This is a genomic window from Ramlibacter henchirensis, from assembly GCF_004682015.1.
In the GTDB taxonomy this organism is placed as follows: Bacteria; Pseudomonadota; Gammaproteobacteria; order Burkholderiales; family Burkholderiaceae_C; genus Ramlibacter; species Ramlibacter henchirensis.
Window position 1 is genome coordinate 1,058,350 of the sequence record NZ_SMLM01000002.1, and the last position, 19,041, is coordinate 1,077,390.

Annotated in this window: 20 protein-coding genes; 13 read left to right on the forward strand and 7 right to left on the reverse strand. The window is 65.7% G+C overall.

The genetic code is table 11. The annotated features are described in order from the left end of the window. The first annotated feature begins 194 nt into the window (after positions 1-194). From ugpB to ugpQ, 5 genes are all read left to right on the forward strand, one after another. The gene (gene ugpB, locus EZ313_RS17755) at positions 195-1,499 is read left to right on the forward strand and encodes a sn-glycerol-3-phosphate ABC transporter substrate-binding protein UgpB (protein ID WP_135264583.1); all 1,305 of its coding nucleotides are present in this window, start codon (positions 195-197) and stop codon (positions 1,497-1,499) included. A gap of 148 nt (positions 1,500-1,647) precedes the next feature. Then, positions 1,648-2,529: a sn-glycerol-3-phosphate ABC transporter permease UgpA gene (gene ugpA, locus EZ313_RS17760; RefSeq protein ID WP_135264584.1), complete on the forward strand. Its 882-nt coding sequence runs from the start codon at positions 1,648-1,650 to the stop codon at positions 2,527-2,529. Between the two features lies 1 nt (position 2,530). Then, complete coding sequence (gene ugpE, locus EZ313_RS17765) at positions 2,531-3,385, forward strand: sn-glycerol-3-phosphate ABC transporter permease UgpE (protein WP_135264585.1); 855 nt, start codon at positions 2,531-2,533, stop codon at positions 3,383-3,385. Between the two features lie 61 nt (positions 3,386-3,446). Further along, on the forward strand, positions 3,447-4,457 hold the full coding sequence (locus tag EZ313_RS17770; RefSeq protein ID WP_135264586.1) for a sn-glycerol-3-phosphate import ATP-binding protein UgpC: 1,011 nt from the start codon (positions 3,447-3,449) through the stop codon (positions 4,455-4,457). Continuing rightward, positions 4,454-5,194 (forward strand): glycerophosphodiester phosphodiesterase, encoded by a 741-nt coding sequence (gene ugpQ / locus EZ313_RS17775; protein WP_135264587.1) that lies wholly within the window; start codon positions 4,454-4,456, stop codon positions 5,192-5,194. The genes EZ313_RS17770 and ugpQ overlap by 4 nt, the downstream gene beginning before the upstream one ends. 1 nt (position 5,195) lies before the next feature. On the opposite strand, the gene EZ313_RS17780 is transcribed toward ugpQ, so the two are convergent. Genes EZ313_RS17780 through EZ313_RS17790 form a run of 3 tightly spaced genes read right to left on the reverse strand, consistent with a single transcriptional unit; the run spans position 5,196 to position 7,609 of the window. Next, positions 5,196-5,786: a DUF3501 family protein gene (locus EZ313_RS17780; RefSeq protein ID WP_135264588.1), complete on the reverse strand. Its 591-nt coding sequence runs from the start codon at positions 5,784-5,786 to the stop codon at positions 5,196-5,198. Positions 5,787-5,803: 17 nt separating this feature from the next. Continuing rightward, complete coding sequence (locus tag EZ313_RS17785; RefSeq protein ID WP_135264589.1) at positions 5,804-7,150, reverse strand: heterodisulfide reductase-related iron-sulfur binding cluster; 1,347 nt, start codon at positions 7,148-7,150, stop codon at positions 5,804-5,806. Between the two features lie 36 nt (positions 7,151-7,186). Next, complete coding sequence (locus tag EZ313_RS17790) at positions 7,187-7,609, reverse strand: rubrerythrin family protein (RefSeq protein ID WP_135264590.1); 423 nt, start codon at positions 7,607-7,609, stop codon at positions 7,187-7,189. A gap of 210 nt (positions 7,610-7,819) precedes the next feature. Between EZ313_RS17790 and EZ313_RS17795 the strand changes: the two genes are divergently transcribed. The 4 genes from EZ313_RS17795 to EZ313_RS17810 all read left to right on the forward strand — a co-directional run bounded on the left by EZ313_RS17795 (position 7,820) and on the right by EZ313_RS17810 (position 13,525). After that, on the forward strand, positions 7,820-8,437 hold the full coding sequence (locus tag EZ313_RS17795; RefSeq protein WP_135264591.1) for a VOC family protein: 618 nt from the start codon (positions 7,820-7,822) through the stop codon (positions 8,435-8,437). An 89-nt stretch (positions 8,438-8,526) separates the two neighbouring features. Next, positions 8,527-10,251, forward strand: a complete 1,725-nt coding sequence (locus EZ313_RS17800; RefSeq protein ID WP_135264592.1) for an FAD-dependent monooxygenase — start codon at positions 8,527-8,529, stop codon at positions 10,249-10,251. A gap of 14 nt (positions 10,252-10,265) precedes the next feature. Then, entirely contained in the window at positions 10,266-10,463 is a 198-nt protein-coding gene (locus tag EZ313_RS17805) for a DUF2783 domain-containing protein (RefSeq protein ID WP_135264710.1), read from the forward strand. Positions 10,464-10,657: 194 nt separating this feature from the next. Further along, the gene (locus EZ313_RS17810; RefSeq protein ID WP_135264593.1) at positions 10,658-13,525 is read left to right on the forward strand and encodes a valine--tRNA ligase; all 2,868 of its coding nucleotides are present in this window, start codon (positions 10,658-10,660) and stop codon (positions 13,523-13,525) included. Positions 13,526-13,624: 99 nt separating this feature from the next. Here the strand turns inward: EZ313_RS17810 and EZ313_RS17815 are convergent, their stop codons facing one another. Together EZ313_RS17815 and EZ313_RS17820 are read right to left on the reverse strand one after the other, a co-directional pair. Next, complete coding sequence (locus EZ313_RS17815) at positions 13,625-13,990, reverse strand: VanZ family protein (protein ID WP_205960425.1); 366 nt, start codon at positions 13,988-13,990, stop codon at positions 13,625-13,627. A 173-nt stretch (positions 13,991-14,163) separates the two neighbouring features. Beyond that, positions 14,164-14,499, reverse strand: coding sequence for an H-NS histone family protein (locus tag EZ313_RS17820; protein ID WP_135264594.1), 336 nt, complete (start codon positions 14,497-14,499; stop codon positions 14,164-14,166). A 351-nt stretch (positions 14,500-14,850) separates the two neighbouring features. On the opposite strand from EZ313_RS17820, the gene EZ313_RS23490 reads away from it, so the two are divergent. The 4 genes from EZ313_RS23490 to EZ313_RS17840 all read left to right on the forward strand — a co-directional run bounded on the left by EZ313_RS23490 (position 14,851) and on the right by EZ313_RS17840 (position 17,544). Further along, on the forward strand, positions 14,851-15,141 hold the full coding sequence (locus EZ313_RS23490; protein ID WP_135264595.1) for a hypothetical protein: 291 nt from the start codon (positions 14,851-14,853) through the stop codon (positions 15,139-15,141). A gap of 42 nt (positions 15,142-15,183) precedes the next feature. Then, positions 15,184-15,801 carry a hypothetical protein gene (locus tag EZ313_RS17830; protein WP_135264596.1) on the forward strand — a complete coding sequence of 206 codons (618 nt, stop codon included), beginning with the start codon at positions 15,184-15,186 and terminating at the stop codon, positions 15,799-15,801. Further along, positions 15,801-16,637 carry a hypothetical protein gene (locus EZ313_RS17835; protein ID WP_135264597.1) on the forward strand — a complete coding sequence of 279 codons (837 nt, stop codon included), beginning with the start codon at positions 15,801-15,803 and terminating at the stop codon, positions 16,635-16,637. The genes EZ313_RS17830 and EZ313_RS17835 overlap by 1 nt, the downstream gene beginning before the upstream one ends. 217 nt (positions 16,638-16,854) lie before the next feature. Further along, a complete protein-coding gene (locus EZ313_RS17840) occupies positions 16,855-17,544 on the forward strand; it encodes a terminase small subunit (protein WP_135264598.1) in 690 nt (229 codons plus the stop codon). A 324-nt stretch (positions 17,545-17,868) separates the two neighbouring features. Here EZ313_RS17840 and EZ313_RS17845 read toward each other — a convergent pair whose 3' ends face one another. Both EZ313_RS17845 and EZ313_RS17850 read right to left on the reverse strand, forming a co-directional pair. Then, positions 17,869-18,225, reverse strand: coding sequence for a hypothetical protein (locus tag EZ313_RS17845; protein WP_135264599.1), 357 nt, complete (start codon positions 18,223-18,225; stop codon positions 17,869-17,871). Positions 18,226-18,330: 105 nt separating this feature from the next. Continuing rightward, positions 18,331-18,522 (reverse strand): hypothetical protein, encoded by a 192-nt coding sequence (locus EZ313_RS17850; protein ID WP_135264600.1) that lies wholly within the window; start codon positions 18,520-18,522, stop codon positions 18,331-18,333. Positions 18,523-19,041: the final 519 nt, after the last annotated feature.

Consider the following 19,041-nt stretch of genomic DNA (forward strand, 5'->3'; position numbering starts at 1 on the left):
AGTGCGGGAGGCGGCTGACGGGGGATGTTACCGCAGTGCAACAAGACCCGTGCGGCCCACGGGCGCCGCAGGCATCGACCCTCATGGCAAACCCCGTTGTACCGCGGCCGTCAGCTCTGTTTAATGACCTGTCACAAAACGACCGTAGAGTCACGCCCCGTGACCCGTCCCCTTCACATCCAGGAGTTTTCTTCATGAAGCTGAAGTTCGCCGCGGTGGCGCTGGCCGCCGCCTTCACCTTGCCCGCGTCGGCGCAGACCGAGATCCAGTGGTGGCACTCCATGGGCGGCGCCCTCGGCGAGTGGGTGAACGACCTCGCCAAGGATTTCAACGCGAGCCAGAAGGACTACAAGGTCACGCCCACCTTCAAGGGCAGCTACGACGAGTCGATGACCGCGGCGATCGCGGCCTTCCGCGCCGGCAACGCACCGCACATCCTGCAGGTGTTCGAAGTCGGCACGGCGACCATGATGGCGTCCAAGGGCGCGATCGTCCCGGTTGCCGAGGTGATGAGCAAAGCCGGCCTGAAGTTCGATCCGGGCGTCTACGTGCCCGCCGTGTCCGGCTACTACACCGCGCCCAACGGACAGATGCTGAGCTTCCCGTTCAACAGCTCGACACCGGTCTTCCACTACAACAAGGACGCCTTCAAGGCCGCCGGGCTGGATCCGGAGAAGCCGCCGACCACCTGGCCCGAGGTGGCCCTGGCCGCCGCCAAGCTGAAGGCGTCCGGCCACAAGTGCCCGTTCACCACCAGCTGGATCAGCTGGACGCAGCTGGAGAGCTTCTCGGCCTGGCACAACGTGCTGTACGCGACCAAGAACAACGGCTTCGGCGGCACCGACGCGCGGCTGGCGTTCAACAGCCCGCTGCACGTGCGCCACATCGAGAACCTGGCCAACATGGCCAAGAGCGGCCTGTTCGTCTACAAGGGCCGCAACAACGCCGCCGACGCCACCTTCGTCTCGGGTGAGTGCGCCATGGCCACCGGTTCCTCGGCCCTGGCCGGCAGCGTCAAGCGCAACGGCAAGTTCGCCTACGGCATCGGCACCCTGCCCTACTACCCCGACGTGCCCGGCGCGCCGCAGAACACCGTGATCGGCGGCGCCAGCCTGTGGGTCATGTCCGGCAAGAAGCCCGAGGAATACAAGGGCGTGGCGCAGTTCTTCCAGTACCTGTCCAACGCCGAAGTGGCGGCCAAGAGCCACCAGCGCACCGGCTACCTCCCGGTGACCAAGGCGTCGTTCGAGCTGACCGACAAGTCCGGCTTCTACAAGCAGAACCCGGGCTACGACGTCTCGGTGAACCAGATGGTCCGCAAGACCACCGACAAATCGCGCGGCGTGCGCCTGGGCAACTTCGTGCAGATCCGCACCATCATCGACGAGGAACTCGAAGGCGTGTGGCGCGGCGTGAAGCAGCCGAAGGAGGCGCTCGATACGGCGGTCAAGCGCGGCAACGAGCAATTGGAGCGCTTCGAAAAGGCCAACAAGGGCTGACCGCCCGTCATTCCCACGCAGCCGGGAACCACGGCGTTTCGAGGAAGCCCCGCGACGCGGGGCTTTTCTCTTGGAAGCCGCTGGGTCCGGCGCCTCCGCGGGAACGATGCCGCTTGGGATTACTCAACCGTTCGGCACAATACGAGACATGGAGAAGAGGGTCCTGTTCAAGTCGGCGTGGCTGCCCTGGGTGCTCATCGCGCCGCAGATGGCCGTCATCCTGGTGTTCTTCTTCTGGCCTGCGGGCCAGGCGCTGTACCAGAGCGTGCTGCAGCAGGACGCCTTCGGCTCCAGCAGCATCTTCGTCGGGATGGAGAACTTCGAGCGGCTGTTCAACGATCCCGGCTATCTCGACTCCTTCCGCATCACCGCGATCTTCTCGGTGCTGGTGGCCGTTGGGGGCCTCGCCGTGTCGCTGCTGCTGGCCGTCATGGCCAACCGCGTGATCCGCGGCGCGGGCATCTACAAGACGCTGCTGATCTGGCCCTATGCCGTCGCGCCGGTGGTGGCGGGCGTGCTGTGGCTGATGATGTTCGCGTCGCCCTACGGCGTGATCCGCTACGCGCTGATCGAGATGGGCTACGACTGGAACCACCTGCTCAACGCCGACCATGCGATGGCGCTGATCGTGATGGCGGCGATCTGGAAGCACATTTCCTACAACTTCCTGTTCTTCCTGGCCGGGCTGCAGTCGATCCCTCAGTCGCTCATCGAGGCCGCCACCATCGATGGCGCGTCTCCCTGGAAGCGTTTCTGGAGCATCGTCTTCCCGCTGCTGTCGCCCACCACCTTCTTCCTGCTGGTGATCAACATCATCTACTCGTTCTTCGAGACCTTCGCCATCGTGGACGCCGCCACGCACGGCGGCCCGGGCAAGGAGACGTCGATCCTGGTCTACAAGGTCTACTACGACGGCTTCAAGGCCATGGACATCAACGGCTCGGCCGCGCAGTCCGTGGTGCTGATGGCGATCGTCGTGGCGCTGACGGTCGTGCAGTTCCGCTTCGTCGAGAAGAAGGTGCACTACTGACATGATTGAACGCCGTCCCATCCTCGACTTCTTCACCCACCTGATCCTGATCGTCGGGGTCGCGCTGGTGTTCTTCCCGATCTACGTCACCTTCATCGGGTCCACGCAGACAGCGCAGCAGATCTCGTCCAGCAACCCGATCTCGCTGCTGCCCGGCGACAACTTCTTCGAGAGCTACCGCTTCGCGCTGTTCGGCGGCAAGACCGAAGCGGGCGCCACCGTCGCGCCGGCGCTGCCGATGATGATGATCTCGCTGGGCAGCGCGCTCATCATCGCCATCGGCAAGATCGCGATCTCGCTGCTGTCGGCCTTCGCCATCGTCTACTTCCGCTTCCCGGCGAAGGGCCTGGTGTTCTGGATGGTGTTCGTCACGCTGATGCTGCCGGTGGAGGTGCGCATCGGCCCCACCTACGAGGTGATCTCGGACCTGAAGATGCTCAACTCGATGGCCGGCCTGACCATCCCGCTGATCGCCTCGGCCACCGCCACCTTCCTGTTCCGCCAGTTCTTCCTCACCGTGCCGGATGAACTGGTGGAGGCCGCGCGGATCGACGGCGCCGGTCCGATGCGCTTCTTCAAGGACGTGCTGCTGCCGCTGTCCAAGACCTCGATGGCGGCCCTGTTCGTCATCCAGTTCATCTACGGCTGGAACCAGTACCTCTGGCCGCTGCTGGTGACCACCGACGAGCGCATGTACCCCATCGTCATGGGCATCAAGCGGCTGATCTTCGGCGAGGTCTACATCGAGTGGAACGTGGTCATGGCGACCGCGATCCTGGCCATGCTGCCGCCCGCGGTCGTGGTGATCCTGATGCAGAAGTGGTTCGTCAAGGGTTTGGTGGATACAGAAAAGTAAGGACTTCGGGGACAGACCAACGAGCGCGAAGCGCGGTTGCTCTGTCCTCGACTGGATAAATATGGCTTCAATTGCGCTCAAGAACGTCGTCAAGAAATACGGCAAAGGCAAGCAAGAGCTCCAGGTGATCCACGGCGTCAACGCCGACATCGCCGACCGCGAGTTCATCGTGATCGTCGGGCCTTCGGGCTGCGGCAAGTCCACGCTGCTGCGCATGGTGGCCGGGCTGGAAGAGATCAGCGGCGGCGAGATCTCCATCGGCGGGCGGGTGGTCAACCAGCTCGAACCGGCCGAGCGCGACATCGCCATGGTGTTCCAGAACTACGCGCTCTATCCGCACATGAGCGTGTTCGACAACATGGCTTACGGCCTCAAGATCCGCAAGATGCCGGTCGACGAGATCCGCACCCGCGTGGACAAGGCCGCGAAGATCCTCGAACTCGGCCACCTGCTGGACCGCAAGCCGCGGCAGCTTTCCGGCGGCCAGCGCCAGCGCGTCGCCATGGGCCGCGCCATCGTGCGCCAGCCGCAGGTCTTCCTGTTCGACGAGCCGCTGTCCAATCTGGACGCCAAGCTGCGAGCGCAGACCCGGCTGGAGATCCAGAAGCTTCACCGCGAGCTGGGCATCACCTCGCTGTTCGTCACGCACGACCAGGTCGAGGCGATGACGCTGGCGCAACGCATGCTGGTGATGAACGCCGGCGTGATGGAGCAGTTCGGCACGCCCGAGGAGGTGTACCACCGCCCCGCGTCCACCTTCGTCGCCAGCTTCATCGGCTCGCCGCCGATGAACCTGCTGAAGAACGCGCCGGGCGGCCGCGCCGGCTCCATCCTGGGCATCCGGCCGGAACACCTGGACATCGGCGGGCCGGGCTGGGAAGTGCGCGTCGAGACCATCGAGCTGCTCGGCGCCGAGCGCCTGATCTACGGCCGCCTGGGCGACGAGCAGATCATCGTGCGCAACGAGGAAGGCCATCCGGCGCCCGCGCCGGACAGCGTCATCCGCGTCACGCCGCGGCAGGACCGCCTGCACTGGTTCGACGCGGCCAGCGGCAAGCGGCTGCAGGCATGACCACCCGCCCGTGGCCCTACCCTCGCTGGGTGGCCCACCGCGGCGCCGGCCGGCTCGCGCCCGAGAACACCCTGGCCGCCTTCCGCCTCGGGGCTGAGTACGGCTACCGCATGTTCGAGTGCGACGCCAAGCTGTCCGCCGACGAAGTGGTGTTCCTGATGCACGACGCGACGCTGAACCGCACGACGAATGCGCTCGGCCTCGGCGGCGCGCGGCCCTGGAGCGAACTCTCGCAGCTCGACGCCGGCAGCTGGCATTCGCGCGCCTACGCCGGCGAGCCGCTGCCCACGCTGGAGAACCTGGCCCGCTTCTGCCGCGCCAACGACCACTTCCTCAACATCGAGATCAAGCCCACGCCCGGCGTTGAGCGGCGCACCGGCGAAGTCGTGGGCCGGGAAGCCGCGCGTCTATGGACAGGCGCACCGGTGCCGCCGTTGCTCACCTCGTTCCGGCCCGAGTCGCTGCAGGGCGCACTTCAAGCCGCGCCGGAACTTCCGCGTGGCCTGCTGCTGGACTCGCTCTGGTCCGGATGGCTCGACATCGCCCGCCGGCTTGATTGCGTGGCCATCGTCTGCAACCACGCGCTGTGGGATGAGCAGACCGTCGCACAAGTGAAAGGCGCCGGCATGCGCTGCCTGAGCTACACGGTGAACGACGAGTGGGTGGCGGAGCGCCTGCTGGCGCTGGGCACCGACGCGATCATCACGGACCGCGTCGACCTGTTCTCGCCGGCCTGAGCTACTTCAGGTCGCCGGCCAGCGACGCCAGCGTCTCGGCCGGGATCACCACGTGCGCGGGGTAGTTGCGATGGTCGCAACCCAGCTTGACCGCCGCGCCGGCCTTCACGGCCTGGACGGCGACCGGCTTGAACTCGAAGCGCAGGAAGTGGACGGCCGAGGTTTTCTCCTCGTTCTCGCGGTCCAGGTCCTCGTCGGCGATGGCGTAGATGCGCTCGTGCCCCTCGACCTCGACGAACATGCGGTCCTCCACGCCGATCAGGCGCGCCAGCTCCCGCTTGCGCTCGCTGATGTCGGGGTACTCGATCAGCATCGTGGCCTTCCAGTTGCTGCCCTCCGGCACCAGCGGCACGTAAGCCTCGATCTCCTGCTCGATGCCTTCCTCCTCGAAGATCTTCTCCAGGCGCAGCATCTCCTGGATCTGGTAGCGGATGCTCATCTCGCTTTCGAACTGCACCGTGATGTGCTCGCCCAGGTGCACCGTGCGCAGCTTGCGGTGCTCGATCACCTCCGCCTTGTGGGCCTTGCGCCATTTGGCGTAGGCCTCCAGCGTCATGAGGCTGTCGCGGGTGATCTTGCCGGTCAGTTGCATGGGGAAGGATTGCGTCTTCAGATGCCGTACGCCTTGCGCACCAGGCTCAACGGATGCGCGAGCTTCGGTTCGCCGAGCTGGTTCACCTCGAAGCCCTGCGCGATGTGGTGGCCGCCCAGCGGGCAGTCGGAGCTGATGTAGTCGGGCGCGCCGCCGGCGGGGTGTTCCGACATCTTGCGGAACAGCGGCTTGCCGATCTTCATCGCCATCTGGTGGTAGTTCTTCTTCACGCCGTAGGTGCCGGCGTGCCCCGAGCAGCGCTCGTGCGTCGACACCTGGGTGCCCGGCACGAGCTTGAGCACTTCCTCCGTGCGCTTGCCCATGTTCTGCACGCGGCCGTGGCACGGCGTGTGGTAGCTGATCTTGCCCAGCGGCTGGCTGAAGTCGGTCCGCAGCAGGCCGTCACGCCGGCGCGCCGAGAGGTACTCGAAGGGGTCCCACATCACCTCCTTCACCGCCTGCACGTCGGCGTCTTCGGGGTACATCAGCGGGAGCTCCTGCTTGTACATCAGCGTACAGCTGGGCACGGCCGACAGGATGGCGTAGCCCTCGCGCGCGTAGCGGGCGAGCACCGGGATGTTCACCTGCTTGAGCTTGTCCACGCCTTCCAGGTCCCCCAGCTCTAGCTTGGGCATGCCGCAGCACCTCTCCTTCTCCACCAGCACATAGGGCACCTGGTTGTGCTCGAGCACCTTGATCAGGTCGTGGCCGATCCCGGGCTCGTTGTAGTTGATGTAGCAGGTGGAATAGATCGCCACCTTGCCGGGCGACTTGGCGCCGTCCTGCACCGCAAACGGTTTCGACTTGGGCGCGCCGGAGCGGAACTTGCGCGTGGCCAGGTCCGGCAGCCACGCGTCGCGGTCCACGCCCAGCACCTTCTCCATCGCGGCGCGCGCCGGCTTGGTGTGGTTCATGGCGTTGGCGATCTGCACGACCACCGGGATGCCCGCGAACTTGCCGTGCGTGTCCGTGGAGGCCAGGAACTTCTCGCCGGCGGGCAGCCCCTTGCGGAACTTGATCGCCTTGGCGCGCAGCATGGTATGCGGGTAGTCGACGTTCCACTCGTGCGGCGGCACGTACGGACACTTCGTCATGAAGCACAGGTCGCACAGGTAGCACTGGTCGACGACCTTCCAGTAGTCCTGCTTGTCGACGCCGTCGACCTCGCCCGTCTTGCCCTCGTCCACCAGGTCGAACAGCGTGGGAAACGATCCGCACAGGCTCACGCAACGGCGGCAACCGTGGCAGATGTCGAAGATGCGTTCCAGCTCCTTGAACGCCGCCGGCTCGTCGTAGAACTCGGGGTTGCGCCAGTCGATCGGATGCCGGGTGGGCGCCTCGAGGCTGCCTTCGCGTGGGGCCATGGTGGGTAGCAAAGCGGCCCCGGGGGGCCGCGCGCCTTAGTCGACCAGCTCGTTCAGCGCCCTCGTATACCGGTTCGCATGCGAGCGCTCGGCCTTGGCCAGCGTCTCGAACCAGTCGGCGACCTCGTCGAAGCCTTCCTCGCGCGCCGTCTTGGCCATGCCCGGGTACATGTCGGTGTACTCGTGCGTCTCGCCGGCCACGGCAGCCTTGAGGTTGTCGCGCGTCGCGCCGATCGGCAGCCCGGTGGCCGGGTCGCCGCATTGCTCCAGCCACTCGAGGTGACCGTGCGCATGGCCCGTCTCGCCTTCGGCGGTGGAGCGGAACAGGGCGGCCACGTCGTTCTGCCCTTCGACGTCGGCCTTGTTCGCGAAATACAGGTAGCGGCGGTTCGCCTGCGACTCGCCGGCAAACGCGGCCTTCAGGTTCTCTTCCGTCTTCGAGCCTTTGAGAGTTGCCATGGATGACTCCTTCATGAGTTGATCGGAGGGGACCGGGCGCCTGGGCACGCCCGAAGGACAGCGCAATTTAGCGCCGCCGCCCTGCGCCGCACCATAGGGCTTGCCTAAGAGGCCGATAGCTCTCATGCACCCGCGCCCGTTGTGCTTTCGGGCAAGCGCAGCATTTCGGTATAGTAAATGCATTACGCAATGTTGAATGCAGGAGTCACCATGGCCGCAGTTCTGAAAGACGCGGGCGCCCTTCCCGCCCCCGCGCCGATCCAGCAGCTCCACCATTACGCCTACCGCGCGCGCGACGCCGAGGAAACCCGGCGCTTCTACGAGGACATCCTGGGCCTGCCGCTCTACCACATCATCCAGAGCGACCATGTGCCCAGCACCGGCGAGTACTGCCCGTACACCCACTTCTTCTTCCGCCTGCAGGACGGCTCGTTCATCGCCTTCTTCGACCTGGGCGACGACCAGGCCTGCGAGCCCTCGCCCAATACGCCGAAGTGGGTCAACCACATCTCCTTCCGCGTCGATTCCGTGCAGGCGCTCAAGGACATGAAGGCGCGGCTGGAGGCGCACGGTGTCGAGGTGCTCGGCATCACCGACCACCACATCTTCCACAGCATCTACTTCTTCGATCCCAACGGCGTGCGGCTGGAGCTCACGGCCCAGCAGGCCGATGAGTTCCAGATGCTCGAGGAGAGCAAGACCGCCCACGACCGCCTGAACGAATGGACCGCGCGCAAGGAGCAGTGGCGCCGGGAACGCGCCGAAGGCAAGGCGGCCCAGCCGCTCAAGCCGCAGCAGAACGACCGCCCCGAGTTCGCAAAGCAGTAAGGCAGCTCATCGCCACCATTCCCGCCCAGGCGGGAATCCAGCAGCGCCCCGCACGCGGGCGGCAGAAAAGACGAGGAGGCATTCACCCCATGGACGAGTTGCGCACCGGCTACGCCGATACGTCGTTCAGCAACGGCTACGAGTTCACCGAGGGCAGCGGCTACCAGCTGCCGGAATATCCGTTCAAGGAACCGGCGGAACTGCGCGAAGGCCGCCCCGGCGAGTACCCCATCGTGATCGTCGGCGCCGGACTGGCGGGCCTGACGCTCGCCTGCTCGCTCGCCAAGTACGGCGTTCCCGCGGTGGTGCTGGATGAGGACAACACGGTCGGCGTGAAGGGCGCGTCGTCGCGCGGCATCTGCTACACGCAGAAGTCGCTGGAGATCTTCCATCGGCTGGGCATCTACGAGCGCATCGCGCGCAAGGGCATCCAGTGGAGCGTGGGCCGCACCTTCGCCGGCAAGGATGAGGTCTATTCGTTCGACCTGCGCCAGCAGAGCGCCTACAACCTCTCGACGCAGCCGCCCTTCATCAACATCCAGCAGTTCTACATCGAGGGCTATCTCGTCGAGCGCATCCAGGAGCTGGGCGGGGTCGAGCTGCGCTGGAAGAACCGGGTAACGGCCTTCGAGCAGGACGCCGACGGCGCGATGCTGTCGGTCACCACGCCCGCGGGCGACTACAAGCTGCGAGCCGAGCACGTGATCGATGCGACCGGCTGCCACAGCCCCTTCCGGCGCTGGGTCGGCGCGTCCGTGACCTCCAAGAGGGGCGACGACCGCTGGTGCATCGCCGACGTGCGCTTCTCCAAGCATCCGCCGGTGGAGCGCCACACCTGGATCGAGGCGCCGTTCAACGAGAACCGGGCGGTCTGGCAGCACCTGATGGGCGACGACGTCTGGCGCATCGACTACCAGATGCCGCCCAACGCCGACCCGGCGGAGGTCAGCCGTGAAGACGTGGTGCGACAGCGGCTCACGCGGCAGTTCGGCGCGGACTGCGAGGTCGAGATCGTCTGGGTCGGGCCTTACGAATACCGCAGCGAGTGCGTAGACGCGATGCGGCACGGCCGCCTGTTCTTCATCGGCGACGCGGCCAAGGTGGTCAGCCCCTTCGGCGCGCGCGGCGGCAACACCGGCGTGGCCGACGCCGACAACCTGGCCTGGAAACTGGCCGCGGTGCTCAAGGGCCGGGCGCCGGCCACCCTGCTGGACAGCTATCACGAGGAGCGCCACGAGGCCGCCACGCAGAACGTGCTGGTGACCAACCGCACCGCCCGCTTCCTGCGGCCGGCGGACGGCATCGAGAAGGTGTTTCGCACGGCGGCGGTGAGCCTGGCGCGCCAGTACCCGTTCGCGCGGCAGCTGGTGAACACCGGCCGCATGGCCATCGCCAACCCGTACACCCGCTCCAGCGTGTGCGAGAAGACCGGCGGCCAGTCGGTCCAGAACGTCTCCTTCGCCTGGCCGGACGGCACGCGCGGCGTGGTCAATGACCTGCTCCAGTGGGCCGAAGGCCGGCTGCTGCTGCTGGTGTTCGGCGATCCCGGCCGGGCCGGGCTGGCGCGGCTGCGCGAGCTCGTCCAGGCTGCGCCTCTGCGCTGCGTGCAGGTGCTCGGTCCCACCGACAGGCCCGGCGCCCTGGAGCACGTGCGCGACCCGGAAGGCCACCTGCAGGGCGCCTGCCACGTCTTCGGCCACGCCTGGGCGCTCGTGCGGCCGGACAGCTACGTCGCGGCCACCGGCGAGAGCGTCGATGCCGGCCTGGTGCAAGCCGTCAGCCGCGCCCTTGGCGCCAACGGAGCCGCCCAATGAAGCTGCCCACCAGCATGAAGACCACATTGAACCTGCAGGACGCCGACGGGTTCTACGAGCAGTTGCTCGACGCCCACCACGGCCTGGACCGCGACCAGTCCGAGCTGCTCAACGCGCGGCTCATCCTGCTGCTGGCCAACCAGGTGGGCGACGCCGCGATCCTGCGCGGCTGCATCGAAGCGGCCGCGCGGCTGCCCTCTGGCGAAAGCTGAAAAAACTCGGTACGCAGAGTTCGCAGAAAGAACGCAGAAAGCGCGGTGAAAAACCTCATGGATGTTCTTCTGCGATTTCTGCGTTCTTTCTGCGTCCTCTGCGAACGGCAGTTCCCGTCCCCCCGAATAAAATCGGGCCCTTCCCCCGCTTCTCGACGGCACCTTCGGGTGCCGCTTCGTTTTTTCGCACTGCCATGAGCGACACCCCTGCCCAACCCGGCCTGAACAGCCTGCCCAAGTCCTTCGAGCCCGCCGCGATCGAGGCGCGCTGGGGCCCGGTATGGGAGGAGCGCGGCTATGGGCGCGCGGGTTTCCGCGGCACCGGCGCGCCCAAGGACGGCGAGCCGTCGTTCGCCATCCAGCTGCCGCCGCCGAACGTCACCGGCACGCTGCACATGGGGCACGCGTTCAACCAGACCATCATGGACAGCCTCACGCGCTACCACCGGATGCGCGGGTTCAACACGGTCTGGGTGCCGGGGACCGACCACGCCGGCATCGCCACGCAGATCGTCGTGGAGCGCCAGCTGCAGCAGGAGGGCCAGAGCCGCCACGACCTCGGCCGCGAGAAGTTCGCGCAGCGCGTGTGGCAGTGGAAGCAGCAGTCGGGCAACACCATCACCATGCAGATGCGCCGCATGGGCGACAGCGTGGACTGGTCGCACGAGTACTTCACGATGGACGAGAACCTCTCGAAGATCGTGACCGAGACCTTCGTTCGGCTGTACGAGCAGGGCCTGATCTACCGCGGCAAGCGCCTGGTGAACTGGGACCCCGAGCTCAAGACCGCGGTGAGCGACCTCGAAGTGGAAAGCGAGGAAGAGGACGGCTTCCTCTGGCACATCCGCTACCCGCTCGCCGACGGCAGCGGCGCGCTCACCGTCGCCACGACGCGGCCCGAGACCATGCTGGGCGACGTGGCCGTGATGGTTCACCCCGAGGACGATCGCTACCGGCACCTGATCGGCAAGACCGTCCAGTTGCCGCTGTGCGACCGCGAGATCCCGGTGATCGCCGACGAGTACGTCGACCGCGAGTTCGGCACCGGCGTCGTCAAGGTCACGCCGGCGCACGACCCGAACGACTACGCCGTCGGCCAGCGCCACGGCCTGCCCATGATCGGCGTGCTGACGCTCGACGCGAAGGTCAACGACAAGGCGCCGGCGGCCTACCGCGGCCTGGACCGCTTCGTCGCGCGCAAGAAGGTCGTGGCCGACCTCGAGGCGCAGGGACTGCTCGCGGAGACCAAGAAGCACAAGCTGATGGTGCCGCGCTGCGCCCGCACGGGGCAGGTGGTGGAGCCCATGCTCACCGACCAGTGGTTCGTCGCGATGAGCAAGGTCAGCGACAAGGACCCGACCGGCAAGTCGATCGCGCAGAAGGCCATCGATGCGGTGCAGTCCGGCCAGGTGCGCTTCGTGCCCGAGAACTGGGTCAACACGTACAACCAGTGGATGAACAACATCCAGGACTGGTGCATCTCGCGCCAGCTCTGGTGGGGCCACCAGATCCCCGCCTGGTACGACGAGCAGGGCAACGTCTACGTCGCCCGCAGCGAGCAGGAAGCGCAGGCGAAGGCGCCCGGCAAGACACTGCGCCGCGACGAGGACGTGCTGGACACCTGGTACTCGTCGGCGCTGGTGCCGTTCTCGACGCTCGGCTGGCCGCAGCAGACGAAGGACCTGGACCTGTACCTGCCCTCCACGGTGCTCGTGACCGGCTACGACATCATCTTCTTCTGGGTCGCCCGGATGATCATGATGACGACCCACTTCACCGGCCAGGTGCCCTTCCGCGACGTCTACATCCACGGCCTGGTGCGCGATTCGCATGGCCACAAGATGAGCAAGTCCGAGGGCAACGTGCTCGACCCCGTGGACCTGATCGACGGCATCGCCCTGCCGCCGCTGCTGGAAAAGCGCACCACCGGCCTGCGCAAGCCCGAGACGGCGCCGCAGGTGCGCAGGAACACCGAAAAGGAATTCCCCGAAGGCATCCCGGCCTACGGCGCCGACGCGCTGCGGTTCACGTTCGCGTCGCTCGCCTCACTGGGCCGCAGCATCAACTTCGATTCCAAGCGCTGCGAGGGCTACCGCAACTTCTGCAACAAGCTCTGGAACGCCTCGCTCTTCGTCCTGATGAACTGCGAAGGCCAGGACTGCGGCCTGAAGGAACACACGAAGGAAGAGTGCCGCCCCGGCGGTCCGTTCCACGGCTACCTGCGCTTCTCGCAGGCGGATCGCTGGATCACGTCGATGCTGCAGAAGACCGAAGCCGACGTCGCCCAGGGCTTCGCCGAGTACCGCCTGGACAACGTGGCCAACGCGCTCTACGACTTCGTCTGGAACCAGTACTGCGACTGGTACCTGGAGATCGCGAAGGTGCAGCTGCGAAACGGCAGCGAGAGCGAGCAGCGCGCCACGCGCCGCACGCTGATCCGCACGCTGGAAGCGATCCTGCGGCTCGCGCATCCCGTGATCCCGTTCATCACCGAGGAGCTCTGGCAGAAGGTGGCGCCGGTCGCGGGCATCGCGGGCGAGTCGGTGAGCATCGCGCGGTATCCGCAGGCGCAGCCCGAGAAGATCGACGAAGCGGCGATCGCGTACGTCGATCGGCTCAAGGCGATGGTCGACAGCTGCCGGCAATTGCGCGGGGAGATGAATGTGTCACCGGGAACGCGCTTGCCGCTCTATGCGGTTGGCGATGCACCTTTCCTGCGCGAGGTCGCGCCGGTGCTGCAGGCGCTGGCGCGGTTGAGTGAAGTGAAGGTGTTCGAGGACGAAGCGGCTTGGGCGGCCGCCGCCAAGGCCGCGCCTGTGGCGGTGCTCGGCGACGCGCGCCTGTGCCTCTACATGGAGATCGACGTTGCGGCCGAGAAGGCGCGGCTGTCGAAGGAAGCGGCGCGGCTGGAGGGTGAGCTGGCGAAGGCGAACGGGAAGTTGGCGAACCAGGCGTTCGTGGCCAAGGCGCCGGCGGCGGTGATCGAGCAGGAGCGGAAGCGGATTGCGGAGTTCGGGGCGACGCTGACCAAGCTGAAGGATCAGCTCGCGAGACTCGGCTGACGCGCGCGAGCTGATCCTTCAAAGGGCGCAATGGCGCTGAGCATCAGCGCGCGCGGTTGGGCTGAGTTCGATCGCGTCGTGACAGCAACAGCCAACAGGTCAGCGAGCGGCGGCGCCTCGCCGGCCTGCGTGCAACTGCAGGCGAAGCAGCGCCATCACCACAGCGATGCCCAGCGCCGCGCCCGCGCCATCGATCAGCACGTCGGTGACGCGGCCGATGCGGCCCTCGGCAAGGAACTGCAGCGCTTCCGTCAGCGCGCCCAGCAGCGTGGCGATGACGAAGGCCGTCAACGGACCGATCCGGCCAGTGAGCCGTAGCGCACCGCCCAGCAGTGCGAAGCCCAGGAAGTGCCCCACCTTGTCGAGATGGAGGTAGGCCGGGAAGGGGCTGAGCAAGTCGTTCTTGGGACCGACCGGCATCAAGGTCGCTGCCAGGATGAAGACCACCGTGGCCAATGCCAGCACCCCGGCGGGGCGCCGGGTTAGAGAGACTGCTGCGGGTGAAGCTGGTCGGTGCTGCATCCGCGCATTTTCACGCATGAGCCAAACACGCCCGCTCTACCTCGCAGAGCGGCTGAGCACAGGAGTCGTGTCCGCCGTGCTCGACGCGACACCACCACGCTCGGTCTCCAGCGACTTCAGCGCGCCTGGAAGTCTTCCAGCTTTTTCCCGCTGGCCAGTGCCTCGGTCACCCACTTGGGCTTGCGACCTCGTCCGCCGGACCACGCCTCGCCATTGGGGCCGCGGTACTTAATTGGCTTTGGAGCGGTGTTGCGGCCAGCCTTCGCGGTGCTGCCTCGCGCGGCGCGCGTGCGGCCGCCCTGCGCAATTCCGAGATCCTGCGGCGTGATGCCGTAGGCCTGCATCTTGGATTTGATCTCCTCAATGGTCTGCTGTATCTCGCGCTGGCGCAACTCCTCGGCCTGCGCCATCAGCTTTTCGGCCTGTTGCTTCAATTCAATGTATGTAGGCATACCTGCAGCTTACTGGAAAAAGAGATTGGATCAAAGCGCATTTGCTGGATGCATGGGAATTCGAAGCAGCCAACTGACGCTCTGCTTCACTCCAATGTGTGTATGTGTGTATGTGTAGGCAGCAGCAGCACCCGCGAAAAAGACAAATGAAATTAAGCCCGGTGCCTCAGCAGTGGCAGGAGTCTTTTCAGTCCATGTGTGTAGGTGTACCTGCGGCTAGTTGAAAAAAGAGGGATGAAAGAAGCGCGCGGCCGAGCGCCTTCCGTCCTGACCACTCAACTACGGGCAGAGCGAGCACCAGCTGCGTCAAGCCCGGGCAGGAGGAAGGCGCGCGCCCACTGGCCATTCGCCGTGGCAGCGCGTGTGGCGATCGGCCAAAAAGCGCTCACTGACGTCGGTATGGCGCCGTCGCTGCCGGCAATTCCGAATGAGAATTTGTCCGTTCTGCGCGGCGTACTTCCTGCACCAAGCTCCATTGTAACTGATCGATTCATTATGTTCTTTATTGCTTCAGACTGCGCAGCGCACAAGAGCCGGCGCGCGTCCTTCTTATTCCTTCATCGCAGCCGGCGGCACGGCCAAAGCCCTGGTCGAGCATTTGTTTTTCTGTTTCAACTCAACCGTGAGTTCGTCGAAAGTTGAGCGCATAACTAGTACTGGCTTCTCGCCTGATTTTTTAAATGAATGACGCACCAGGATTTGATGATGGGAATTCCAAACGCCAGACGTAGCGGCGGGCCGCGCTCGCCGGAGGGCAAGGTCAGCGCCAGCCGAAATGCTTTCAAGACGGGGGTGGCGGCAATCGGGTGGTATCACCCGCAGGAAGAGGCCGAATATCAAGAACTCTTCGGCGAGCTTCTGGAGCAATACGCTCAGGCGACGACGGTAGTGAGGCTGCTGATCGAGCGACTGGCTACGAACTCGGTCAAGTTGCGACGCTTGGAGCGCCTCGACAACGCCTTGCACCAGAAGGCGCGCCTGTTCGCCGAGGACATCGCGGGGGAGCGGCCGGAAAACTCGGTCGCCAGCCTGCTGCCCGACACGCCGCAGGGGCGCGCGAGCGCGGCGGCGATCATGGCTGATGCCGCAATGCCGCCTGTCGAGTGGACCAACAGCATCGAGCGTGCGCGCATCAACCTGGAGCGCCAGATCAGCCGCCTGATCGAGCACATCGAGCGGGTATACCAGCCTGCGCCGGCTTCGGCTGGGCGCCTGAGGCTGCCCGGCCAAGATGAAGCGGATATCAGCGACGCGACCATATTGGCGCAACAGCCGCAGCCCGACGCACGGCCGGGTGCGTAATGGAGCAAGTCCGAACCGATAGTGATACCGGCTCGTCGTGGGACAGGATCATCACGGCGGCAAGGGCGGGTGAGCCCCGCGCGCTCGAGTGCGTGCGGAACTGGCCGCGGCTCGAAGCGGCATCCGAGGAGCGGGACTTCTCAGTGAATGTGCAGACGCTCAGTGATCCGGCCGTGAGCGGCCCGCGGCGCCGCCGCGAGGTGTTTGTACCTTTTACGCCGTTTAGCGGCGACGAATTCGTGCGGCGGGGGGTGAGCACGCAGGACGCCTGCGATTCGGTGCGAGCCTGCCCTCCTCTTGAGCGGTTCTTGCAGTTCAAAGCGCTGGGTCACATGAGTTCGCTCGAGCGGCGCCTATTCCTCGATGACGAACTCGATGCTCGCGGGCGCAAGAAGATCGGCCGCGAGCTGCAGCTGCTGGCCGCCCCCGGCGAGCCGATTTGGCAGAACTGGGTGGACATGACGCCGTGGTCGCATCACGAGCAGTTCGACGGGCTCATCCGCCGCTGGATGTCCTCTCCTGTCGATCTGTCCGAACAGCAGTTCTTCATCGACAACTGGCGCGACAGGCACTGGTCCGCCAGTGCGGCCGGTGAGTTCTGCGACCTTCTGGGCACACAGCTGAGGCTTTTCCTTGGCATCAAGCTGGTTCGTGATATGGCCGATGGCATCGGATTCTGCATCGCCCGGCTCGAAGCGGATCCCGCGCAGGCCACTCGCTGGGCCGAGTCGATCGGACTGAAGCTGCGGTTTGACGCAGGCGCCACGTTGCAGCCAAGCACATCCAGCACGGCCAAGGAAATGTCTGGGCCTTGGCGGGCGGCGTCGGGGCGCTGATGTCGTTCGTCGGCTGCTCGCTCTGCTCGTTGAAATCAGGAACTTGCAGATCGCGCCTGACGAAGTACCCGGAGGGCATCAGCATGTATGAACGCCTGCCCCGGTTCGCATCTGCGTAGCCCAGCAGAGTAGCCCCGATGACTGCAAGGAAGCGCCGAAACACATCCCGCCAGACATCGCAAGCCACTCGTCTAACGGCAGTGCGCAGCAGCCTCTCATGAACGAGCGAGCCACGGTCGCTGCCGTTCCGGCGAACCAGGTGCTCGTCAGGCTGTGGGAGATGGCGACCGCCGACCCGCGCGAGCTGGTGGAGATCCGCGTCGGCGCGTGCCGGAACTGCTGGGGGCAGTATCACGGATACCAGTACACCGAGGCCGAATTCGAGCGCGCGTTCCACGAGCATGTTCAATCCGAGGCCAAGCGCAAGCGCGCTGAGGGCGAGGCCTACGATCCTAAGCCGATGCGCGAGAAGGGCGGCGCCGGTTACGACGCTGGCCGCAAGCCCCATCCCGAGTGCCCCGAGTGCTCGGGCCGGGGCAACACACGGGTGATCCTCAAGGACATGCGCAGCCTGTCGCCGGGCGCGCGCATGCTGTTGCGGAGCGTGAAGGTCACCAAGCACGGCCCGCAGATCCTGCTGCGCTCGCGGCTGCCCGCGCTGGTTAAGGTCGGCAAGCACCTGGGCATGTGGAACGACAAGTTCAAGCCGGCGCCGGTCAACGCCCTGACGAAGCTCCTGGACGAGATTGCCGACCGCGGCTCGACGATCCCCATCGTGCACGACGACCCTGAGCTGCCCCCGCCGCGCGACGCGCAGGACGTCGAGCCCGAGCCCGCCAAAGCTGCGCCCGGTGCAGCTTCAACGCCCGTCAAACGCCGGTACCGCGCCGTTCGTTCATCCGCATGACGCGAACCACACCCCCGGCACAAGAAGCACCGTAGCTCCCCGACACCCGAAACTTGCACCCGCTGGAGGTTCACATGGGAAATGCTCGAGGAGACAGCCCCCCATCACGCCTTGCGCAGGGCTCCTAATCCCTGCACGAGCGCTTCTGCGCAGAACTCGCGGCTGCCGGCGCTGCTGAAGTTCGGCGAGCACTTGGGCATGTGGAACTACAAGCTCGAGGCGCCGGCCGCCATCAACCCCCTGCAAAGAGCTCTTGCACGAGATTGCCGACGCCACTCGACGGTGCCCTCGTGCGCGACGACCCTGAGAAGTGCCCGGCGCTAGTCATTCAGGAAACGCCTCCCTGAACGCCTCGCCAAATGCGCGGGATCCGCTGATCGTGAGGGCTAGGGTCACGCGGCCAGCTGGTGCAGGCAGCATCGAAAACCGCGCGCGTTCGACGTCGTATGTGATCTTCAGGGGGACATCATCTTCGACGGACGCCTGCACTTCGAAGTCCCACTCGCCCTCTTGGCCAAGGGCGGATGGTGGGCCGAACTCGCGATACGCCCAACTGAGCACGGCCCTGATTTCATCGAGCACGCCCGGCAAGCGGGTCGGCAGCACCGACGCCATTGCATCGAAGCTGCAGGATCCGGTCTCCTCATCGGTGAAGTCGAAGAGGAGATACTCGAGTTTCATCTTCTGAGCATGCACTCCGCCAGCATGGCCAAGGCCATGCCCAGGGTCGGCGATCAGTGGCGCACGCCTCGCCGGATTCCGCGTAAGGGGCGCGGCGCGAGAGAGCTACTTGTCGTTCTCGCGTTTGGCGCCGCCCTGCGAGTCCTTCATCTTGCCGGACTGCTCGGTTCCAAGCTTGATGCTCTTGTCGTCTTGCATCTTCTTCTTGTCGTGCTTGCGGTCGCTGGCCGATGCGCGGCTGGCGTTGCTCGAATCGCTGCCGCTGCGGCCGCCGGTCTTGCTCTTGCCTTTGGTCATGGATGGTTTCCCTCGGTTGGACTCTCTCGAGCCCGCGTCACTGGTGCTCGTATGGCTTCGTCTTGTCTCGACGTGACTGGGTAGTGCGCTGCTCGGCAGCCGGGCGACGGCGCTCGGTTGGCAGCGTTCCCGTCGGGCGTTGTTGTTCGGGGGGGATCCGGTGCCCGGGGTCTTCGGACTTCTTCGAGTTGCTCGGCTTCTTCGATGCCATTCGTCACCTCCTGACGGGATAGTTGGTCGCGACCGAGCTGCTGTCCCAGCACGCCATTCACCGGCAGCCGGAAACAGCTGGCACTCGCCGGCCGAGAAAACTGTGGATCAAGCGCCGGAATGTTCCGTGCGCTCGGGCAGGCACTGTGCAACCGGAACTGCACGGCCGTTTGTAGGAACGGCGCTCCTGCTCCCACACGCCCGTTTCCGGCGCCGGGCTGGTGCCGCGCGCTGGCGCGCTGCGGGTATTTCCGGGGCTGCAGCGGACACGTTGAGCTCAGTGAGGTCATCGTGTCCAATGTGGCTCAC